Source organism: Paenibacillus albiflavus (assembly GCF_004344915.1).
In the GTDB taxonomy this organism is placed as follows: domain Bacteria; phylum Bacillota; class Bacilli; order Paenibacillales; family NBRC-103111; genus Paenibacillus_AM; species Paenibacillus_AM albiflavus.
Genome location: NZ_SKFG01000003.1, coordinates 46,175 through 64,802 on the forward strand (window position 1 = coordinate 46,175; position 18,628 = coordinate 64,802).

At 37.7% G+C, this 18,628-nt stretch carries 26 protein-coding genes; 3 read left to right on the plus strand and 23 right to left on the minus strand.

The window, feature by feature from the left end:
- Positions 1-24 precede the first annotated feature (24 nt).
- From E0485_RS05380 to E0485_RS05390, 3 genes are all read right to left on the minus strand, one after another.
- The gene (locus E0485_RS05380; protein ID WP_132416956.1) at positions 25-702 is read right to left on the minus strand and encodes a response regulator; all 678 of its coding nucleotides are present in this window, start codon (positions 700-702) and stop codon (positions 25-27) included.
- Entirely contained in the window at positions 699-1,940 is a 1,242-nt protein-coding gene (locus E0485_RS05385; RefSeq protein WP_132416957.1) for a sensor histidine kinase, read from the minus strand. Before E0485_RS05385 ends, E0485_RS05380 begins: the two co-directional genes overlap by 4 nt.
- A 103-nt stretch (positions 1,941-2,043) precedes the next feature.
- Positions 2,044-2,502 (minus strand): hypothetical protein, encoded by a 459-nt coding sequence (locus E0485_RS05390; RefSeq protein ID WP_132416958.1) that lies wholly within the window; start codon positions 2,500-2,502, stop codon positions 2,044-2,046.
- Between the two features lie 234 nt (positions 2,503-2,736).
- Here E0485_RS05390 and E0485_RS05395 point away from each other — a divergent pair, with 234 nt between their 5' ends.
- Positions 2,737-3,351, plus strand: coding sequence for a cysteine hydrolase (locus E0485_RS05395; protein ID WP_235857438.1), 615 nt, complete (start codon positions 2,737-2,739; stop codon positions 3,349-3,351).
- Here the strand turns inward: E0485_RS05395 and E0485_RS05400 are convergent.
- Positions 3,348-3,857, minus strand: coding sequence for a DinB family protein (locus tag E0485_RS05400; protein WP_132416959.1), 510 nt, complete (start codon positions 3,855-3,857; stop codon positions 3,348-3,350). The genes E0485_RS05395 and E0485_RS05400 overlap by 4 nt on opposite strands.
- Positions 3,858-4,233: 376 nt before the next feature.
- On the opposite strand from E0485_RS05400, the gene E0485_RS05405 reads away from it, so the two are divergent.
- Positions 4,234-4,917 carry a class I SAM-dependent methyltransferase gene (locus E0485_RS05405; protein ID WP_132416960.1) on the plus strand — a complete coding sequence of 228 codons (684 nt, stop codon included), beginning with the start codon at positions 4,234-4,236 and terminating at the stop codon, positions 4,915-4,917.
- Position 4,918: 1 nt separating this feature from the next.
- Here the strand turns inward: E0485_RS05405 and E0485_RS05410 are convergent, their stop codons facing one another.
- The 14 genes from E0485_RS05410 to E0485_RS05465 all read right to left on the minus strand — a co-directional run bounded on the left by E0485_RS05410 (position 4,919) and on the right by E0485_RS05465 (position 14,330).
- Complete coding sequence (locus E0485_RS05410; protein WP_132416961.1) at positions 4,919-5,449, minus strand: AAA family ATPase; 531 nt, start codon at positions 5,447-5,449, stop codon at positions 4,919-4,921.
- A 185-nt stretch (positions 5,450-5,634) separates the two neighbouring features.
- The gene (gene comI, locus E0485_RS25450) at positions 5,635-5,730 is read right to left on the minus strand and encodes a competence inhibitor ComI (protein ID WP_018758025.1); all 96 of its coding nucleotides are present in this window, start codon (positions 5,728-5,730) and stop codon (positions 5,635-5,637) included.
- A 107-nt stretch (positions 5,731-5,837) separates the two neighbouring features.
- Positions 5,838-6,308: a DinB family protein gene (locus E0485_RS05415; RefSeq protein ID WP_132417152.1), complete on the minus strand. Its 471-nt coding sequence runs from the start codon at positions 6,306-6,308 to the stop codon at positions 5,838-5,840.
- Positions 6,309-6,342: 34 nt separating this feature from the next.
- Positions 6,343-6,795, minus strand: coding sequence for a methyltransferase (locus E0485_RS05420; protein WP_132416962.1), 453 nt, complete (start codon positions 6,793-6,795; stop codon positions 6,343-6,345).
- A 57-nt stretch (positions 6,796-6,852) separates the two neighbouring features.
- On the minus strand, positions 6,853-7,302 hold the full coding sequence (locus tag E0485_RS05425) for an aminoacyl-tRNA deacylase (protein ID WP_132416963.1): 450 nt from the start codon (positions 7,300-7,302) through the stop codon (positions 6,853-6,855).
- On the minus strand, positions 7,290-7,907 hold the full coding sequence (locus E0485_RS05430) for a zinc dependent phospholipase C family protein (RefSeq protein WP_132416964.1): 618 nt from the start codon (positions 7,905-7,907) through the stop codon (positions 7,290-7,292). Before E0485_RS05430 ends, E0485_RS05425 begins: the two co-directional genes overlap by 13 nt.
- A 342-nt stretch (positions 7,908-8,249) precedes the next feature.
- A complete protein-coding gene (locus E0485_RS05435) occupies positions 8,250-8,741 on the minus strand; it encodes an NIF family HAD-type phosphatase (RefSeq protein WP_165921082.1) in 492 nt (163 codons plus the stop codon).
- Between the two features lie 274 nt (positions 8,742-9,015).
- A complete protein-coding gene (locus tag E0485_RS05440; protein WP_132416966.1) occupies positions 9,016-9,582 on the minus strand; it encodes a Type 1 glutamine amidotransferase-like domain-containing protein in 567 nt (188 codons plus the stop codon).
- A gap of 349 nt (positions 9,583-9,931) precedes the next feature.
- The gene (locus E0485_RS05445) at positions 9,932-10,750 is read right to left on the minus strand and encodes a hypothetical protein (RefSeq protein ID WP_132416967.1); all 819 of its coding nucleotides are present in this window, start codon (positions 10,748-10,750) and stop codon (positions 9,932-9,934) included.
- A gap of 70 nt (positions 10,751-10,820) precedes the next feature.
- On the minus strand, positions 10,821-10,988 hold the full coding sequence (locus tag E0485_RS25010; protein WP_165921083.1) for a hypothetical protein: 168 nt from the start codon (positions 10,986-10,988) through the stop codon (positions 10,821-10,823).
- Between the two features lie 70 nt (positions 10,989-11,058).
- Entirely contained in the window at positions 11,059-11,412 is a 354-nt protein-coding gene (locus tag E0485_RS05450) for an acylphosphatase (RefSeq protein WP_132416968.1), read from the minus strand.
- 171 nt (positions 11,413-11,583) lie between these two features.
- Positions 11,584-12,030 (minus strand): hypothetical protein, encoded by a 447-nt coding sequence (locus E0485_RS05455; protein ID WP_132416969.1) that lies wholly within the window; start codon positions 12,028-12,030, stop codon positions 11,584-11,586.
- An 18-nt stretch (positions 12,031-12,048) separates the two neighbouring features.
- Positions 12,049-12,675 (minus strand): iron-containing redox enzyme family protein, encoded by a 627-nt coding sequence (locus tag E0485_RS05460; protein WP_132416970.1) that lies wholly within the window; start codon positions 12,673-12,675, stop codon positions 12,049-12,051.
- Positions 12,676-12,821: 146 nt separating this feature from the next.
- Positions 12,822-14,330 carry an MFS transporter gene (locus E0485_RS05465; protein WP_132416971.1) on the minus strand — a complete coding sequence of 503 codons (1,509 nt, stop codon included), beginning with the start codon at positions 14,328-14,330 and terminating at the stop codon, positions 12,822-12,824.
- A gap of 166 nt (positions 14,331-14,496) precedes the next feature.
- Here E0485_RS05465 and E0485_RS05470 point away from each other — a divergent pair, with 166 nt between their 5' ends.
- Entirely contained in the window at positions 14,497-15,063 is a 567-nt protein-coding gene (locus E0485_RS05470) for a TetR/AcrR family transcriptional regulator (RefSeq protein WP_132416972.1), read from the plus strand.
- 156 nt (positions 15,064-15,219) lie between these two features.
- Here the strand turns inward: E0485_RS05470 and E0485_RS05475 are convergent, their stop codons facing one another.
- The 5 genes from E0485_RS05475 to E0485_RS05495 all read right to left on the minus strand — a co-directional run bounded on the left by E0485_RS05475 (position 15,220) and on the right by E0485_RS05495 (position 18,620).
- On the minus strand, positions 15,220-15,645 hold the full coding sequence (locus E0485_RS05475) for an NUDIX hydrolase (protein WP_132416973.1): 426 nt from the start codon (positions 15,643-15,645) through the stop codon (positions 15,220-15,222).
- A gap of 52 nt (positions 15,646-15,697) precedes the next feature.
- Positions 15,698-16,366 (minus strand): nucleoside/nucleotide kinase family protein, encoded by a 669-nt coding sequence (locus E0485_RS05480; RefSeq protein ID WP_165921084.1) that lies wholly within the window; start codon positions 16,364-16,366, stop codon positions 15,698-15,700.
- Positions 16,367-16,473: 107 nt separating this feature from the next.
- Positions 16,474-16,920: a WapI family immunity protein gene (locus E0485_RS05485; RefSeq protein WP_165921085.1), complete on the minus strand. Its 447-nt coding sequence runs from the start codon at positions 16,918-16,920 to the stop codon at positions 16,474-16,476.
- Between the two features lie 56 nt (positions 16,921-16,976).
- Complete coding sequence (locus E0485_RS05490; protein ID WP_132416976.1) at positions 16,977-17,648, minus strand: hypothetical protein; 672 nt, start codon at positions 17,646-17,648, stop codon at positions 16,977-16,979.
- A 207-nt stretch (positions 17,649-17,855) separates the two neighbouring features.
- The gene (locus tag E0485_RS05495; RefSeq protein ID WP_132416977.1) at positions 17,856-18,620 is read right to left on the minus strand and encodes a nucleotidyltransferase domain-containing protein; all 765 of its coding nucleotides are present in this window, start codon (positions 18,618-18,620) and stop codon (positions 17,856-17,858) included.
- Positions 18,621-18,628 lie beyond the last annotated feature (8 nt).

The window sequence follows — 18,628 nt, forward strand, 5'->3', positions numbered from 1 at the left end:
TAATAATGAATAACGATGTAACGGTTATTTTACAATACGATTGCGGATTGCAATTACGACTGCCTGCGTGCGGTCTTCGACGCCGAGCTTCTGAAGGATGCGATGAACATGTGTCTTGACCGTACTTTCGCCAATATAAAGCTTGCCTGCAATTTCTTCGTTGCGCAAACCGTACGCCATCTGCTGCAAAACCTCCAGCTCCCGAACCGTAAATTGTTCGAACTGCTGTGCGGCGGAAGTCAACTCCGTTGCCTGCTGCAGCACTTGGGACGACCGGATGACATGACCGATCACTTTGGCGGCGACCGCAGTACGGAAAATCGCTTCTCCCTTCCAAGCAGCTCGGACGGCATCAACGAGTTCTTCTGGCTTTGCGTCCTTGAGTAAGTAACCTACCGCTCCTGAACGAATACCCTCGTACACATAATCTTCCTGATCGAATGTGGTCAGAATAATGACTTTGCAATCCGGTTGAGCAGCTATTATGTTGCGGGTTGCGGCAATGCCCCCGCCCTCCGGCATTTGAACGTCCATCAGCACGACATCGGGACAGACGCGATTAGCCAACCGGACAGCCTCATGCCCGCCAGCTGCTTCCCCAACGACCTCCATGTCCTCCTGAGCGTTTATTATAAACCGCAAACCATGCCGGACTAAATGCTGATCGTCCACGATGATGACTCGAATCGAATGCGCAGTCATTTTCCTTCACCTTCCGTTAATCCATCCTTAACATGCAGCGGTATCTTCACTACAAGCCTCAAGCCATGTGGGTCTACTGGCTCAATCCGTAAAACTCCGTCTACTCTCTCGCTTCTCGCCTTCATGCTCGACAATCCGAAACCTGGAAAAATTGGATTGCTATCGGTCCATATTCCGTCGTCAGTCACCGTCATTGTTAGTTCTCCATCACTTTCCGAGACCTCAACATCAACGCGAGAAGCATTAGCATGACGGAAGACGTTGGTGAGAGCCTCCTGAAGAATCCGGTATAACGATTCGTAAATTTCTGAACTCCACTTGCTGAATGATCCATCAACTGTGAGCGCAATGTCCAAGTCTCCCTGCTCTCGAGCTTGCTTCACTAAACTCTGCAAAGCCACCAAGCCGAGCCCCTCTTCGTCAACTGCCATCTGGTGAACGACCGTACGTACGTCCTGCAAGCAGCGACGAGCTACTTCGAGAGCGGTTTTCAGCGAGATGTCCGCTTCCCCAGCATCCATCTTCATGATATAAGGCAACGCCTGAAGCTGAACGATGACGGAAGTTAACCCATGTCCGATGCTATCATGGAGATCGCGGGAAATTCGGCTTCTTTCTTCCAGAACGGCAAATCGCAGCAAGCGAACGGTCGCTTCCTCCAATTCCCTGTGTGTCTGTTGGAGTTCTTTGTAGGCTTGCTCCAATTCGGCATGTACTTCCCGCAATTGTTGGTAGTGCCGTTTGCTCGCTTCGGTCGCTTCCCTCTTCACTCTCACTCCCCAGAACAATACGTAGGTGCTCGCATGCGCAATCGTATAAACGAGAATAATGTCCAGTTGTCCTTTGAGCATGAAGAAAATAGCCGCATCCGCTGCGATCATCGCGCCTGTCAACAAGACGGACAGTTGGATCGGTAGCCACAGCACCGTATAACCTACAAGGTAAAAGACAAGCGCGACAGCTATCCTCTCCGCATCGAACATCACCCAATAAAACGCCGTCAACATCCATGTTCCGATAACTGCAGCACTGCGAGTTCGGGTAACCCTCAGCCATCCGGGTAGCCACAGTAGAGCAAAATAAACGCAGCCAACAAGCAGCCCCACCACCCATTCTAGGTACGTAGCTGCTTTGCCCGTCCCAACGAAAATATACAGCAAAATAAAGCTTAAAATAATGGTTCGAACATGATCGAGCATATATTGCCATAACGCTGTAGGCTGCCATTTGATCTGCATATACAATCCTCTTGCCTTAATATTGTTGTTCCTATTATAACAACTGGCACATCATATACCTATATAAAATGCTTTCAATCTATTTCATCGATGGTTCTTTCGTTCAACTTATATTGCGGGCTTTGCCTATCGCCAGTTGCTTGTATTTCAAGTAAATGATATAACGGCGGGCGATGACGCTTCCGAGCGGGATGAACAACAATGCCGTGCTTAATGAAAGCAAAGTATGGTGCGCCCCCCAACTACCCACAAGCAAGCGCAGCAGCATGACAACAAGGAATATGACAACACCGGCAACAGAGCCTTGTGAAGTCGCTTTGCCTGTAGCTGGGTTGATTCGCACTTTCTCCAGCTTGCCTCTCCATACGCCAATCGCAAGCCCGACAACCACGCAGATCAAATAAAGCAGAAGACTACCCAGCGTCAAATCGATCTGTTTCATGCTGGAAATGGCTAAATAAACAAACAGCGCTGGTGTAATCCATAATCGGGACGGACGAATTTCTTTCTCCCTTAAAGACAACAAAATGACAATAGCCACAATGATGAGATAACTGGTCATGTTGCTTCCTCTCCTCTTCCTTTTTTCCAGGTACATGATCAGTTTAGTCGATGTCGGAAGAATTGAAGTCCACCCGAAGGTTGATTTGTTTGCTCCATCCGCAGATTGAACGTCAGCAGTGGATCAATGAATACGAGAATTAAAGGATCATATCGAGGATATTCGAAATGGATATTTCACCTTTTCTATATGGGTACATAATATAGTTATAGAATAAATACCTATTGGAGGATTATGATGATATATCGATGTCCCACTTGCGGAGTGTGTTATGAATATTACTGCCAGGATCAGACAATCATCGATGAATGGAATACCATACCCACTCCTCCTGCACCTGAGCTGCAACCTGTATGTGTCGACACGAAAACTACTGCACTGCTAGTTTTGGACATGGAGACCACAATATGCAAAAATCAACGCTGTATAGCCTCCATCTCTAGGATTCATTATCTATTGAATATAGCCCGCGAAATGGGCATGCTTGTTGTCTATAGCCTTACGCATACGGGAAGCCCTTCCGATATTGCTTGGCAGTTAGCCCCCTTACCAGGAGAGCCTCTTGTAAAATCGAACGTTGATAAGTTCTATCAAACAAATTTAGAAGAAATATTACAAAAATATGGAATTCATACCGTAATTGTTACTGGATATGCTGCCAATGGTGCTGTCTTACATACAGCTGTTAGCGCTGCTTTCCGGGGATACGATATTATCATCCCTGTTGATTGCATATCGGCTGTGAATCCTTATGCCGAACAGTACACAGCATGGCATATGCTCAATAGTCCTGGTAGCCGAGATCGTGCAACTCTCACGAAAACAAATCTGATCGCATATTCGACTTAATACTTAAATCCATCTTTAATTTCATTAATTTGTTTAATATGTCTTTGTTCATGCAAGTACAGTGACCTAACCCATTCAATTAACAACATTTCTTTAAAGACAGGATGTTTAAAATGTCTTCTACTCAGCACGGATGGGTCGTCTAACGTATTTAAAAGTTCAAATAATCTCTGTCTGGATTGGCTTAGTTTTTCGATAATTTCTTCATATCCCCAAAATTCACCCGTTGGTTTAGCAATATCAGGAGCTTCTAGTTTATTGCTTCTATCAAGAAGAAATTCTAATGGCTTATTTTCGATGAATGAATCTTCATTACTCTTTAATCCTCTGCTTATCGCTACAACATATAATTCCTCAGTCTTACATAGGTGTTGACAGATCTGACTTATAGTCCAGCTGTTTGAGTCTTTCTGATTCTTTAATTGCTCTTCACTCAATTCATTCAGTACTCCGAGTAATTCATTTCTTGTTTCAGTTAATCGTTGCTTGATTTCTTGAAGTTCCATGGAAAACACCCTCTCTATTATTTTTTTAAGATCATCCCTTTGGCGATTATGCATTGTTATAAGAAGTATATGTCGTCAAGGAAAAATACTTTAATAAACGTTTACTCCCATGTGCTTTGTTTCATATGTGTTATGGTTTTATATGTTTTTATTATCCTTGTCCATATTGCTCGTATTCCTATTGAGATCCCTCAACACAATCCATCAAGATCTCCTTTTTTGCAGTTATTCTATCTCACGCATATTGTTATTTTTAATGAAAAATCATTTACTTATAGTCTTTACCTATCAGTATTATCAATTCCAAGTATTGGATTTTCGACTTATCCTTAATATAACATGGAATTAAAAAGATGAGGATTGGAGAGTGATATATATGGAAAATGTTCGACATGATGTAAAGAAGCAATTTAATGATGTAGCCCAAGTTTATGATAAACAAAGAGAGAAACTCATACCTTGCTTCAAAGATTTTTATACAATCGCTACTGCCTTAGCCGAGTTAGAGAATGACTGTCCAAAAGTGATAGATTTAGGAGCAGGAACAGGACTTTTTTCAAGTTACATACTTAACAAGTATCCCAAAGCACAATTAACGCTAATTGATTTATCTGAAGGTATGCTCGAAATAGCCAAAAAGAGATTTCACAATCATGATGATATCAAATACATCGTTAGTGATTACACCAAGTATGAATATCAAGAAAGGTATGATTTAGTCATATCCTCTCTTTCTATTCATCACTTAACAGATTCCGAAAAGAAGGATCTTTATCACAAGGTTTATTCTATCATGAATAATAACAGTATTTTTATCAATGCTGATCAAGTACTTGGAAATACCGATTTTCTAGATTCTCTCTACAAATCAGACTGGGAAAATTACATCGAGCATAGTGGGTTAGATCGCAATGAGATCACAGCCGCACGTGAGAGAACAAAGCTCGATAAAATGACTACTTTGGAACTACAATTGAAATGGCTAAAGGATGCTGGATTTTCAGATGTTGATTGTATGTATAAGTACTACAATTTTGTTGTCATGTATGCTAGAAAATGATTTATCTAAGGATAAATTTATCGTCTTCTAGTATTGTAGCTATAATTTCATCTAATTGTTCGACTGAATATGATTGCGTATAAAGTTTGTTGCTTTCTGCTAATTCTGTATCATTCTCAAATTCCGAAAGTAGGATAAGACTTCGCTCTCCCATTCGCACTTCTGGTTGTCTTAATTGATCTCTGTACTGAATAGTATCTTGATCGACCAATAGCACTACGTAGACGATCTTTATGTTTTGTCTATTCATTAATTGCTCTTTTAGCCAATGGGCCTCTCTTGGGAAGGTAACATAATCAATGACTACATCATACTCATAGTCCAGCAAGTTTTCCGTAATGCTCCTAATATTCTTCCAGGTTAAATCATTCGTATCTTTATCAAGCCACGGTTTGCCTCGTCCCATAACAGGAATGTGGCTCACTGTATCACCTGAGATATAAGAACTTCTAGTTAGATTTTTAACAAGCTTCTTAGATGTAGTTGATTTCCCGACACCTGCTGGTCCCGAGATAATATACACAGTATTCATTATTTATCATATCCTTTATGTGTTTTGATTGGTCTATAGTTCACTTCTTTTTCCAATTGTGTTATCATATTGTTAAAAGAAGCCGAGTGCTGTAACACCCGGCTGAACAATTGGCTTGGATGGATCTTCCTTCTAAGTCTTTAAGAAGCAGAACCCACCTGTGGCGCAAATCATAGGGTGGGTTTTTACTTTTTCTTGTTGTTATTATTAATGTAGGTTAAAAGTGCAAGAATGAACATCCCGAAAAGGAACATTATTGTTATTGCATCTTTTACTTCCATGGCTCACCTCCTTTCGAAGGAAACCATGCCCACCCAAGATTCAATTGTCTGGTACTATTCTACCATGATATACCAACAAAATGAAGAACGATTGTTCGGTATATGCTTTATAAAGCACTGACTAATTGCTTCTTAATAGCCTGAATCGCACCAATATGCAATCCTTCATGGAAAATAGTTCTAACGAGCACCTGCTCAATTGTATGCATTCCCATTTCGGTCTGATCATACTCTTCATCCATACGATCCTGATACTTCTCTTGTATGATAAGCGGCTGCTGCTGCAATATCGATATGAGCTCGGATAATGTCGGTGTTTCAGAAGTAAACCTTGAAGGGTCTGTACCATAACCGAACCAATCCATATATGTCGATGGGAAAGGCATTTCTTCTTTCGTGAGTACCCGGATCCATAAATACTGATCAATATAAATATGACCCAGATTCCACCGAATGTTATTGTTAAATCCTTGCGGTATATGTTCAGCCTCCGCCTGAGTTAAACCTGCAACTGTTTCCAGCAACTCGCTCCGATATGTATTCAACTGCATAAACAAAACTTCATGCCTGTTTTCTATACATTTCCCCTCCTCTATTAACCGCATTGCTAAATTAATCTTGTTTAATGCTAAAACTAGCTTTTATAGCCTCTATGTCGTTAGACATCGTAAGATATTCTTGTTTCTTGTTATCATCTTCCAATATATATTGGATATCTGTTGGCGTATTAAACGAGAAAACGATGTCCCCCTTCTCTCCAATCTTGGATAGATGTATTATTTTGGCTAATTCTTCACCTTCGGTACTCCACTTTTCTTTGGTCCATATTCTAATTTCGAATAATACTCCACCGCTAGACTTATTCGCTTTATTCACAAAAGTAATCTTATCTTCCGTTTCGTTTACATCATATTTCCCATCCCAATTGTGGGGTAATTGAAGGGTAAAGTTGTTTTTGGCATTTTCAAAAATGATACTTTTGGCCTCACTTTTATTGTCTACGCATGCACTAAGTAAACATAATGATAATAAAACTAATAAGAAGACTCTAAAAATATTTTTCATTCTGCTATCCTCTCATTCTTATTAATAAGCCCACGAATCTTTTCTTGAAAACCCGAGTTATTCCCTTAAATACATTATTATATCATTTAGTTTCTCTAAATCTTTTGGTTGAATTTTCAGGGTGGTTTGCGGTACACCAGTCCCTCCATATACATATGAAAATCGAAATAATTGTCTATCAAATATGGTTGGTGTACCTTGATTAATCAATGGTATACTTCCAATCTTGCAGCCAGTAACTTGTTCTACTTCTATTGGTTTGGCCAATTTAATCTGCTCAACCTCTAATAATTTCTTAATCGATTCTAGATCTACCCGTCCATAATCACCCGAGATAATCAAAGAGTAATATCCCTTCTCAATTTTTAAAATCAAAGTAGGAGCAGTCTGGCCGATATGAATACCAAAATAATCAGCACCTTCCTGAGCAGAATGAATTTGTTTGCTATGCTTGATTATCTCATAATCTATTTTATTATTTTGTAAGATTGAGATTAATTTATCCACAGTTCTCCTTCTTTCAAAGTTCTTATAATGTAGTTTACCGAAGTTTCGATATAGCCTTTAATCTGAATATAACTAAAGACATGAAGTGGTTCATCTATTACATGTTTCTCGTAATTCATGTCACCGAGAACATAGGGAATAAATTCTACAACATCACTAGACTTTACCTCCTGCAGATCAATAACTTCAGGTGTATCATTGATTGCTTTCCTCATCTCATCAGTACAACCATAGTCTTCTAATAGTTTCCCATTTAGTAATCTGAAATCATTATGATACAGAGGATATACTCCAGCGTCTGCCTCCATACGATTCCTCAACCATGGCAAATAAAAGCCCTTCAACCACTGATCATCAGCAATTAAATGTATATAATAACCCAACACATATAAATTATCTGAATACGTTCTATACTTGTCTAGAAATCCATGATAGTCAATGTGTCTTGTATAATTCTGATGTTCTCCCTTAAAGAAATGAGATTCATCCTTTGTTTGTACAGCGTCAGGAGCAACGCTACCAAGTAAAAATGAAGTCCGATCTTCGATATTCAATACATCTGCAATTCTATTGCCAATAATCAAATGCATGATCCTAGATCCCATAAATTGAATCACTCCATTGTATTCATTTCATTGAACAGAAGGTTGAATGAGTTAAACATTCTTAATTCTATTACGTAATCTTAATGTCTTTAGTTCTCTAATACGTTCTTTTATCTTGATTAATTTGGTTTGATAATTTTGATTATTTGGTTTTAATAATGACAATAAGTAATATGAAATGAGATAAAAATAAATCAAACTATCTTTCATACTATTCTTTTGGTCATCGTGGATAAATCTCTTTATTATTTCGATCACTCCCTTCTACGAAATGAATAGGGCTGTAAGGGTCAGACGAAGATCACATAGTTACATCTCTACTTTAATTAACTTACGACCTTCTTATGAGATCACTAATTTTCGAGCAATTTCTTCCCACTCATTAACCCTAATAATATTTGGATGTCGACATTCTTGATTGTAAGGCTTATCGATTAATAATGCTTGGATACCTTCTTCAGCAATTTCAAGTGCATGTTTAGGATGATCTTCGATAAATACCGTTATCCCTAATTTCTTCGCACATCCTGCTTTACCATCCGCATACTCAGAAGCACAAAAGTGATTACTTATTGCTAAATTATTCTTAGTGATCCAATCCACTGCCGAATTCATCCATTCGTTTGGTCGTCCTGTAATTAATGACATCTTGTATTTACTACTCAATTGATCTAAGATTTCTGTCAAATTTCCTTCAGGTGCAATATTGTTTAATTCATATTGGTTAGAAGTAAAAAATGCGTAGAACTGTTCAAAATCGTAACCATATAACTCAGAAACTCCATAAATGCTAACATCATCAAATATAAATTCTTGCCCATGGATTTGGTTCAATAATTTCACCATAGATTTCTTGTATTCATAAGCGTATCATCAAAATCTATTCCAATATGCATCTAAGAATCACCACACAATTTATATAGATTTTGTTTAATTTTTTTGATTTCTAGTGTCTTGAATCTCGTTCCATATTTGGTCTAATCTATTAATAATTCTCTCGTCATTTCTAAGCTTCCTCCTTAATAAATTGTCTATACTTATAAGTCCTAATACAACTAATAGCAATAAAATATATAACATTGGACGCCCTCCACTTTTTCAAAAAAGACTAAAATATCATGTAATTATTGTCTTCGAGTAAAATTGGATTTAGATCCTTTACTCTTTCATCCAATTCTTGATATCGATTACTATGGGGCAAAATAACTTTATCTATCAATTTCAGACCTGTGAAATCCTCTATGTTAATATCATTCCACTCAGGATGAAGCATCATGGCATGTTTTATAGAAGTACCAAGGACTGCAGCTCCTGCACTATGACCTACAATGATACTCTTGTCTCTTAGCTCAGTTAATATTGTATTGGTCTTAGAATTTCTTAAATGATGTAATAAGTAAAATGGATTTCCTCCATTAATATAAATTAAGTCATATTGTCGCAATTTCTGAGGATCATCGAATTCTATATCTATAAAATCTACTGCTTTAAATCCCATGCTGAATAGAAGCTTATATGTATTTTCTGCATGATAATTTTTCTCTTTATACTCTTTATCAGCAGTTGTTATAATTATTGCTTTATTCATATTTAAATAGTGACTAATCATTGTACTAAAGGCATTAACTACCTCCTGATGATTTAGTCCATTCGCAGTTAAAAAAATTGGTTTCATTTATTTCTTGCCCCTTTCGCAGCAATCCCCCAAGCAGTGTAGATATGTTGTTATATGACATTTAGACCTTCTCTAAATTGTTTTCATCTTCCACTTCTATCTTTTCAATATTGTTTTGATGCTTGTTTTTACTTATGTTATTATATATTTAATAAAGACCAAGTGCTCTAACACTTGGTCAGTACAATTGGCTTGGGTGGTATTTTCCCTCCTTGGTCAGTTAGGAACTTTTAAACCCACCTTCGGCGTTCAATCTTGGGGTGGGTTTCTACTTTCTCTTGTTGTTATTGTAGTTATATTTTACCTTTATTTACATCTACGTACAATCGTTCGCCTTCAATAAATTACCTCAAATAATTGTTTCTATTTCCTTATACATTCTTTTAATAATTTCATATCCATGATCCTCATAATGTATTAATTCTTTCATTATCTTTATACATTCATTTCTATCTGTATCGATCATCAATTCACGAGGCTGTTCATACGGAAATTTTTGCAATAAAAGATTATATCTCTCTGCAATGTTACTATAAACTTCAAGAGCTTCATCAATTAGTGATGGGAATTGTCCGCTTGCTATGTCTTTTATTTCATTTAAAAAGTTAAGCGCATGTCTTCTAGCCTCTGCTAATGGTTCTAATGTGAGACTGAAGTGGAATTTATCTATTTGGTTGAGTTCTAAAGCGCGTATCCATTCTATGTAAGCTTGCCTTCCTACAAAATACTTATCCTTACACCAATGAATAACTCCTTGTTCATTTAATTCAATCACAAACCCCAGTGCATCTTTCAGTGCTGCCAAATGATTTGCAATTGGGATTGGAGTAGCCCAATGAAGTGATATTAATCCCTTTGTATCCACTTTTTTATTGAGTGCTTCTCTATTTCTTCTGCAATACTCACATGGACATAATGATTGGCCTAGATTCTCCCATGGGATTACATCGCTTGCGTTTTCATGTTCATCCCCACTATGCCACGAGTGTGTGTAATAACCTACAGAGTCATATCCATAGACAATTGACGTCTGGTTTTCAATATCGATATTCTTAGCAAATACAGGATACCCTTTATCAATAGCCTCTCTTGCAATATTCCACACTTTTTCCTGTAGGATTTTAAACTGTTCATTCTCTACATAGGTATGAATTCCTTCAATATTCAAACCAATATTGCGAGCTAATTTAAATAATTGAGATTCTGGGGGTCCTGCATTTGGTTTCGTACAATCTTTATCATGTACTATTAAAAAAAGCCATTCCTGTCATTCCGTATATCCATGCCGAAGAGGCAGGTATTTTATAAAAATCTACAACGGATTTAAGTGCTCCAATCTGAGATGCTTCTAGACCACTAAAATAATAATTATGTAATTCTACTTTATCTCTAGAAATATTTCCCATATCAGCATCTCCTTCCTGTTTTATTTTGTTGCGGATAAAATTCTAATATCAAATTATCAAAGACTGAATTTTATTCCACTATTGTAAAACTATCTTCATCCTCTCTAATCGGCAGATCGATTATTGTCATTTTCTTTACGGACGCTCGTTTCAATGACCGCATGCAATTGACCAAGAAATCAATATAGGACTCTTCTCCTTGTAAATCTGCTTCCACACTTCCATCTTCTAAATTTTTTACCCATCCAATTAATTTCATCCTTTGAGCAATACAATATATTTCTAAACGGAATCCTACCTTTTGCACCCTACCAGAAAAAGCTACTTTTTTTCTGACTATAATGCTCGGTAAAAACTTTGGAATTTTAATACGATTTGCATGCCAAATTACATAATCATTTCTTAATTTCTTAAAAACACTCATCTTTCTTATACTCCTTTTTATTACTGTTTTCCTATTCACGAATGCTCAGCCTATATATTCCTGTTTGTTATTTCGACTTTTTCTTTCTAATCCCTTTAGCCATAACAAAAACGAATAGGGCTGTCCCCCTGTCATTCTCATGACCACCTGGGACAGCCCCTTAAGTATTAATTAGATTTGTACCGTATTTTTATCGATTAAGCTATTCGAATCAATTCCCAAAAATTGATAAGCTTCTGCCTTCATTGCATCGCTATTATCATTCCAAAAACTTTTCAATACTTCAATCATACCGGAGGCACGTGCGATCCGATCCATTTGCATTTTCATAATAACGCCACTGCATAAAATCGCGCATTTGGATACTTTCGGCAGTATCTCACCTTGCAATTGCTCCCAAATTGTATTCACCTCAGGTGCAAACACAATAGCCCTGCCGTTATTAATCATAAAACGATTATCGACTAGTAAACTTGCATCTTTCATCGAGGCCAGACTTTGCTTAACCAGATCACTCGCTTTTAAAGCCTCGTCTACCGTAAGCGCGCCCCTTACTTGCCAAGATAACACATGATTAACATGATCCACATGATATAAGAATTTATTTTCGAAAGTCATCAACTTATTCTCCCTCGTTTAATTGAACCAAGATGCCAGCATCGTGTTTAGTGAATAGCATGTATATCTTACAAGATGTTCTGCTTCTTTAAGTTCCTTATCATTCATATTTTTGATGAGATGATACACATCGCTATGTTCCTCATCAGCTTCACAGTGCACTTCCCAATATTCAAGATTTGTGAACCCGGCTCTTTTTAAAATATCAAAAGCATGAAGGTACATCGAGTGAGCATACCCTTCAGCGGTACTATTGACGAGTAACAAGGACAAATTTTCACTCATGGAACTTACTGCCCGGTATTGTAAAGAGATAAAATTCTCGGTTTCGTAGTTCGGGTATGATTGTTCTGGATCTTCCAATCCTAAATCAAGCATCCATTTACGAAGCATTTCCGCATGATCTTTTTCTTCCTCGTAGTGTGTAGAAAATACATCATGATCAACGTTAGGGAATCGTTCCCACCGCAGCTTAAGCAACTCTCCAAAATGTTTCGATAAATGGTACAGATGCATACACCATTTGAAATCTTCGGCTTTTGCTGTTTCAGGGAACTGAGTAAAGAAGGGATTGACCTTTTTTGTTTGTTCCAGTTCTTCCGAAATAATGGTTGATATTTTTTCGACGACTTGCGATTGTGTCATTTTACCTCTCTCCTTTTTCTCTTATGTTTTACTTTTATCCCCATACATTTATATTATCGGTTATTTTTATTGGTATTTTAATATGTTTTTGGAAATATCGGAAATATCGGAAAGATATATTATAAGAAATTTCATTTTCTTGTCCCTTACTTCTTCGGTACAGCATCAGCACCAATCTTAGGTGATTGCATATTTTTAGCCAAGACAAGCGTAAGGGGAATAAGGAAGGCTGTATAGGCAGCAAGCAAGTAAAGGCAATAAACGAAAGTATCCGCATAGTTGTGTGCGTTAGCTAGCTGGATATCGTTACTATTGGCTTGATGGCTGAGCCCGTTCAACCATAGGATGCCAATTATACAAATACCGATCGCAGAAGCAATCTGGAAACCCGTCACAAAGATACCAGACGCAGATCCAACATCGCTTCTTCGTATTTTAGCGAGAACGATATTTGTTAAAGGAGCAGCAATAAAGCCTTGACCAAAACCGAGTACGACCATAGCGGGAAGCAACTGGCCAATAGTCGGCGAGATTCCAGATATCATGATAGACAAGGCGAGAAGCAGATAACCGCTTGCCGTCAGAACAGAACCAATCGTTAGCACATAAGGACCGACCTTACCGACTGTTCTGGACGATAATAGCGATGCCAGGAAATAACCAAGTGCCATCGGCAAGATGAAGAAGCCTGTTGTCAATGCCGTAAAACCTAGACCGATTTGAAATAGGTAAGCCGTAATGAGAAAGAAAGCTGTTTGCGAAGACATCAACAAGAAGGCGACGAGCATACCGGTCGAAAATACACGTTGCCGGAATAGCTCCACTTGCACAAAAGGAACGCGATTGTTTCGTAGGACTCGTTTTTCAAACCACACGAATGCCGCCAGTACTGGGACTGACAAGATCAAGCAAGAGATAAGGATAGGCGGCCACCCTTCCTTCTGGCCCTGCACAAGCGGATACACCAGAAGCATGAGACCAGTTGCTGCGAGGGCAGCTCCCGCCCAATCGAACCGTGTCTTCTCTGATGCATTTGACTCCGAAATAGACGGTGCCAAGAACAGGATCAATAAACCGACCGGTATGCTGAAAAAGAAGATCGTCCTCCAGCCCAAGTCCCAAGGGTTTGCCGCCAGCAGCACCCCTCCAATAATTTGACCAGTTGTTGAAGCCAACCCTTGTATAGCGCCATACCATCCAAATATAGCCCCCCGCTTTTCAGGAGGATAGCTCACTTGTATGATCGATAATACTTGCGGCGAGATCAAGGCGGCGCTTAGTCCCTGAATGATTCGAGCAGCTGTCAGAATGACCACGCTGGTAGCCAAACCGCAAAGCATCGAGGTAATCGTAAAGCCGACTACTCCGATTATCAGCATCTTTTTCCTCCCGTATCTGTCGCCAAGGCGACCGCCAATAATTAGGGCGACGGCAAAAGATAAGGTATAGCCCGTGATGATAAACTGAACGTCTGAGAAGCTAGCGCCTAGACCAAGCTGAATCGTAGGTGTCCCCACGTTGACGATAAAAATGTTTGCAACTGTCATAAATGTGCAGAGAAGCATGACAGTTAGCGTTAAGCTCGACCTAGAGCGACTGGTTGTCTTGCTGTCCGATTGCCGATCGAGGGCAACAGATTTAACTACATCGGGCATGATGGATCGCACTCCTTCTCTTTACATCCCTGGCCGATTGACAACAGACAGGTTGTTTTTTAAAATAGAGGTAGACAGATCTGTACCGTTTTTTACACAATGATACAGACAGATCTGTCTCATGTCAAACAAAATTTTACCATAAAATTCAAGACGGGGTGATACCGTGAAAAATAAGCAATCAGCACGTGAACGTATTTTACAAGTGGCGTCTGAGTTATTTTACAAGGAAGGTGTGCGTGCTGTCGGCATCGATCGGGTCATTGAGGAATCCGGGGTCGCGAAAGCGAGCTTTTACCGTAGTTTCGCTAGCAAGGATGATCTGATCGTAAATTACTTGGAACAAAGAGAAGAGCTGAGCTTGAACCGGTTGGAGGAGGCAGAGCAGCTCCATCCCGATTCTCCTAAAATGCAACTTCTTTCGCTGATTGACAGTCTGGCCGAACGGATGAATCAATTCGATTTCCGCGGATGTCCCTTCATGAATGTTGTAGTGGAGTTTCCAGATTCAGACCATCCCGGCCACCAAAAAGCAGTCGAAAGCCGTCAAAATCAATGGAAGAAGGTAGAAGAGATCATACGAAAAGGAGGGGCTAAAAATCCTGAAGAGTTAACCTCACAGCTAAGGATGCTATACAGCGGCGCCATTATGGTCTCTTATGTAGATAGGCACGTTTTTAATCCGGAGGATTTTCTAAGTGCTGTACGGATTCTGATCGATAGGCAGATGTAGATGAGGAAATGAAAAAACGACCGCTCCATTATCTTTTAACAGTTCAAATAAAGCTGTAACTAATGGGCTAATATCGGTATGTCCATTAGTACCATATTTGCTACTGCTCGGTTAAATTTCCCTATACCTAGTTCTAGCAGCTAAAGAATCTTTTACTCAAATATTCTTCTCATCATTAAACTCAATACAAAAAGGTTGCATTTCAGGTTTTAAACAGTATTCTATTCTTTGTCTAAAATCTTTCCAATCAACTTTATCAAGTGCTTCATCAATTGGAAAGAAGCCTGATTCCAGGCTTTCTGATGATCGTATTAATTCTCCTCCGATTGGCTTCGCTAAAAATAAAGTATTACAAATTGAATTTCCTACGTTCTGAAATATCCCACAAAATTTGATAATTTCAATGTCAATTCCTGATTCTTCTTTTGTTTCTCTTATTGCAGCATGAGTCAAGGATTCTCCTACTTCTACTTGACCACCAGGCATCTCCCAGCCTCTTCTTGGTCCTTTAATTAGTAATAACTCATTTTTTCCATTTATTACAATGGCAGCTGCCGAAACGATATGTTTTGGTGGGTTCATAAAAGTCTCTCCTTAATATATTTATGTTAATAAGAGTATTAGCTAACGCATACTATTTCCTGATTATACAATCAAATACTTTATAGTCCTTCAAATAATTCATAATATCTTCAATAATTTGTGCTAGCTCTTGAGTCGCATTAATTACTGTATCACAATTATTTTTAATCTTGTTTCCAATTTCAAAATACATATCTCGTACCCCGTTATATAGATATTCAATCAAAAAATGATCCAAAAGGTTTATCAAAACCATCGGATCATTCCTAAGTTCTTGTGATTTATTTAAATCAAGTATTCTTCTTGCTAACGCAATTTCAAGTGGAACATCTAAATAAATTACAATATCAATAAGATCTTTAATCTCTTCTCTTTCTCTCCCAAACGGCTCTTCTAGAAGTATGATCTTCCCCGGATTAATTGTTCTAATAGACTCCCGATCTAAATGTTCTTTGGCCCAGCCATTACTAATCGGGGCTATAACACTTCGTCCCTGTACTAATGCTTTTAAATGCTCTCTAAGAATTGGCGTTTTAATTACATTGGGATTGGCGCCATCTTGAATCCAATCTTTAATATTAACTGGAAAGTCACTTCTGGATACATAATCATCAAAAAACAAACAAATGACACTTGGTCCTAAGATCTTACTTAGCTCGTAAATAATAGTACTCTTACCTACTCCAGAATATCCACTAATTCCAACAACCAAAGGTTTCAAATTAATCATCTCCTAAAGAAAAATAAATGAAGGGAATTCCAATTAACGGAATCCCCTTCACCTTTGTCATTATAATATCATGGTTTTAATGATTTTCAAGAGTTTTATTATTTATTAATCCCTCTCATTCCACCATATTTGTTATGTATTTGTTGTAACTGTTCTATGGTCTCTATTAAATAGCTCTGATTAGTTTCAAAACAAAATATTAATTCATTGTCTTTATCAAATCTTTCTTTATATCGTCCTTTAACTTCAAGCTTTCCAAGTTTTATAAATTCCAAACTAATTTCTAAATTTGTTTCATAAGTAATATATTGAAGAATTCCACTACAATTCTTATATGCTTTTAATAATCCTTCATAAAATAAAGATATTTCACCCGTTGTGTACCAAAGTTCACCCGTTGTATAATAATTTCCACTCGTAATTTCGACAATCCATCTAACATCATAACCACCAAATGGACTCGTAGTATCTGGAAAACCATACACTTCATTTAAACTAACTTTGATCTGCTCTTTTTCTTCTCCTTTGATTAAAAAATAATCCAACACCATTCACCAACATTCTTTTTTGTTCTTGCGCACAAAAGGCGTAGCCAGTATTTCTATTCATCAACCTTCAACCCACCATTACTGAAAATATAAAATTGTGGTTCATTTGGTTTTGAATAAACCTCAAATTTATTATTTTTTTGATTGAATGAAATGGCTTGAGCATCTAAAGATTCGTTAACATTCGCAATGTATATTTGGTCATCAATTAACTTATAAATACAGGTTTCAGGAATAGTTCCAATGGTTGATACAATTTCTTTGCTATTATCATGATCTAAATCAATCTCTATAATGTTGCCGTCTATACTAACAATTGGGGAAACAGAATCTTCCTTTACTTCTACATATAATGTTCTTGCGTAATTTGCACCTAGAATTCCTGAGAACGTAATTAACTTCTTTCCAAAAACGTCCGTTTCTGAAATAGAGAGTAATTCCTCTGGTGTAGAGGTCATTGAAACTGGACCTATCGAATAAAGTTTATTATTGATGAAAATACCAGCATAAATTTCACTATCTGAATTCAATTGAAATAACATTGCTTTGCATTCACTAAATGATTCAAATTTAATTAATTCATAATCAGAATCAATTACTTGAAGTTCGACAGAATTTATATAGGGTTTAAAATCAAGATTAACTATCGCTGATTCTTTACGATGCTTATCACTACAAGCTGCTATGATTAAAACGAATATAAATATATAAATTACTTTCTTCATGCATCTGCTCCCTTATCTCTGTAATTCGGGATTTCACATAACAATTCTTGGATCCACGAAATAACCCCGCTTAGATAGCTCTTATCTTTGGCCGGGTTATTTGTTGTCTGAGCTTTTTCGTTTACATATATCCCATCCCACATAAGGCCTCTAACGATTATTAAATCGTATCCCATTCATAAATCTGCATTTATCTTCATTTGATAATCATTTAACAGGTGTTCGGACATTCCAGCCATCATTATTAAATCCTCCTGACTTTTGGATCACATGGTTGAAAAGTCTTCCGTATATCTGCAGTTTGATATCTCGTTCCGACGCTTCGATAGCCATTAAAAACATTTTAGAAAACTCCTTATCAGGGAAAAGAGCCTTCATGTATTTAGATAAATAAAAAGGATCTGAAAGATAACGAGTTATTTGATAGAAAGGAATTTGCTCGATATTTAAGAGAGTACAATACCCCTGAAATAACCCTAATAATGATTCGTGATATACAAAATCAAAATCCATTCTTTGGTTGTCATAACAATCCAACAAGTTATCAAATGCATCCCATAAACCATATTTTTTTAATTCTTTCAGTGATGATTCGAGATCATCATACTTTTTAGCTTTCCAATCAAAAGCTTCTTTCTTTAATTGATTTATTATTCCTTGTTTATCAAAGACCACTCTGCCGGTAATGAATTGAACCATCGACATCGTACTGTGATCATCAAAATCTTTAGCAAAATATCTTCTGATTTGTCTCGGAGGATTAACAAAATACTCTATTAAAAATCTATCTACATAACGGTTTCCACGTTCCCTCCAATTAACTTCATCTGATAAGATGATATGTAAGTCGATATCAGAACGGTCTGTTGGAAGTCCCGTTACATAACTGCCGCATACCATCGCACCTATAACTTCATCTCTACTCTTCCAATTAACAAGGAATTCGTTAACTGCATCTTCCCATGACTTCATTGAGTATT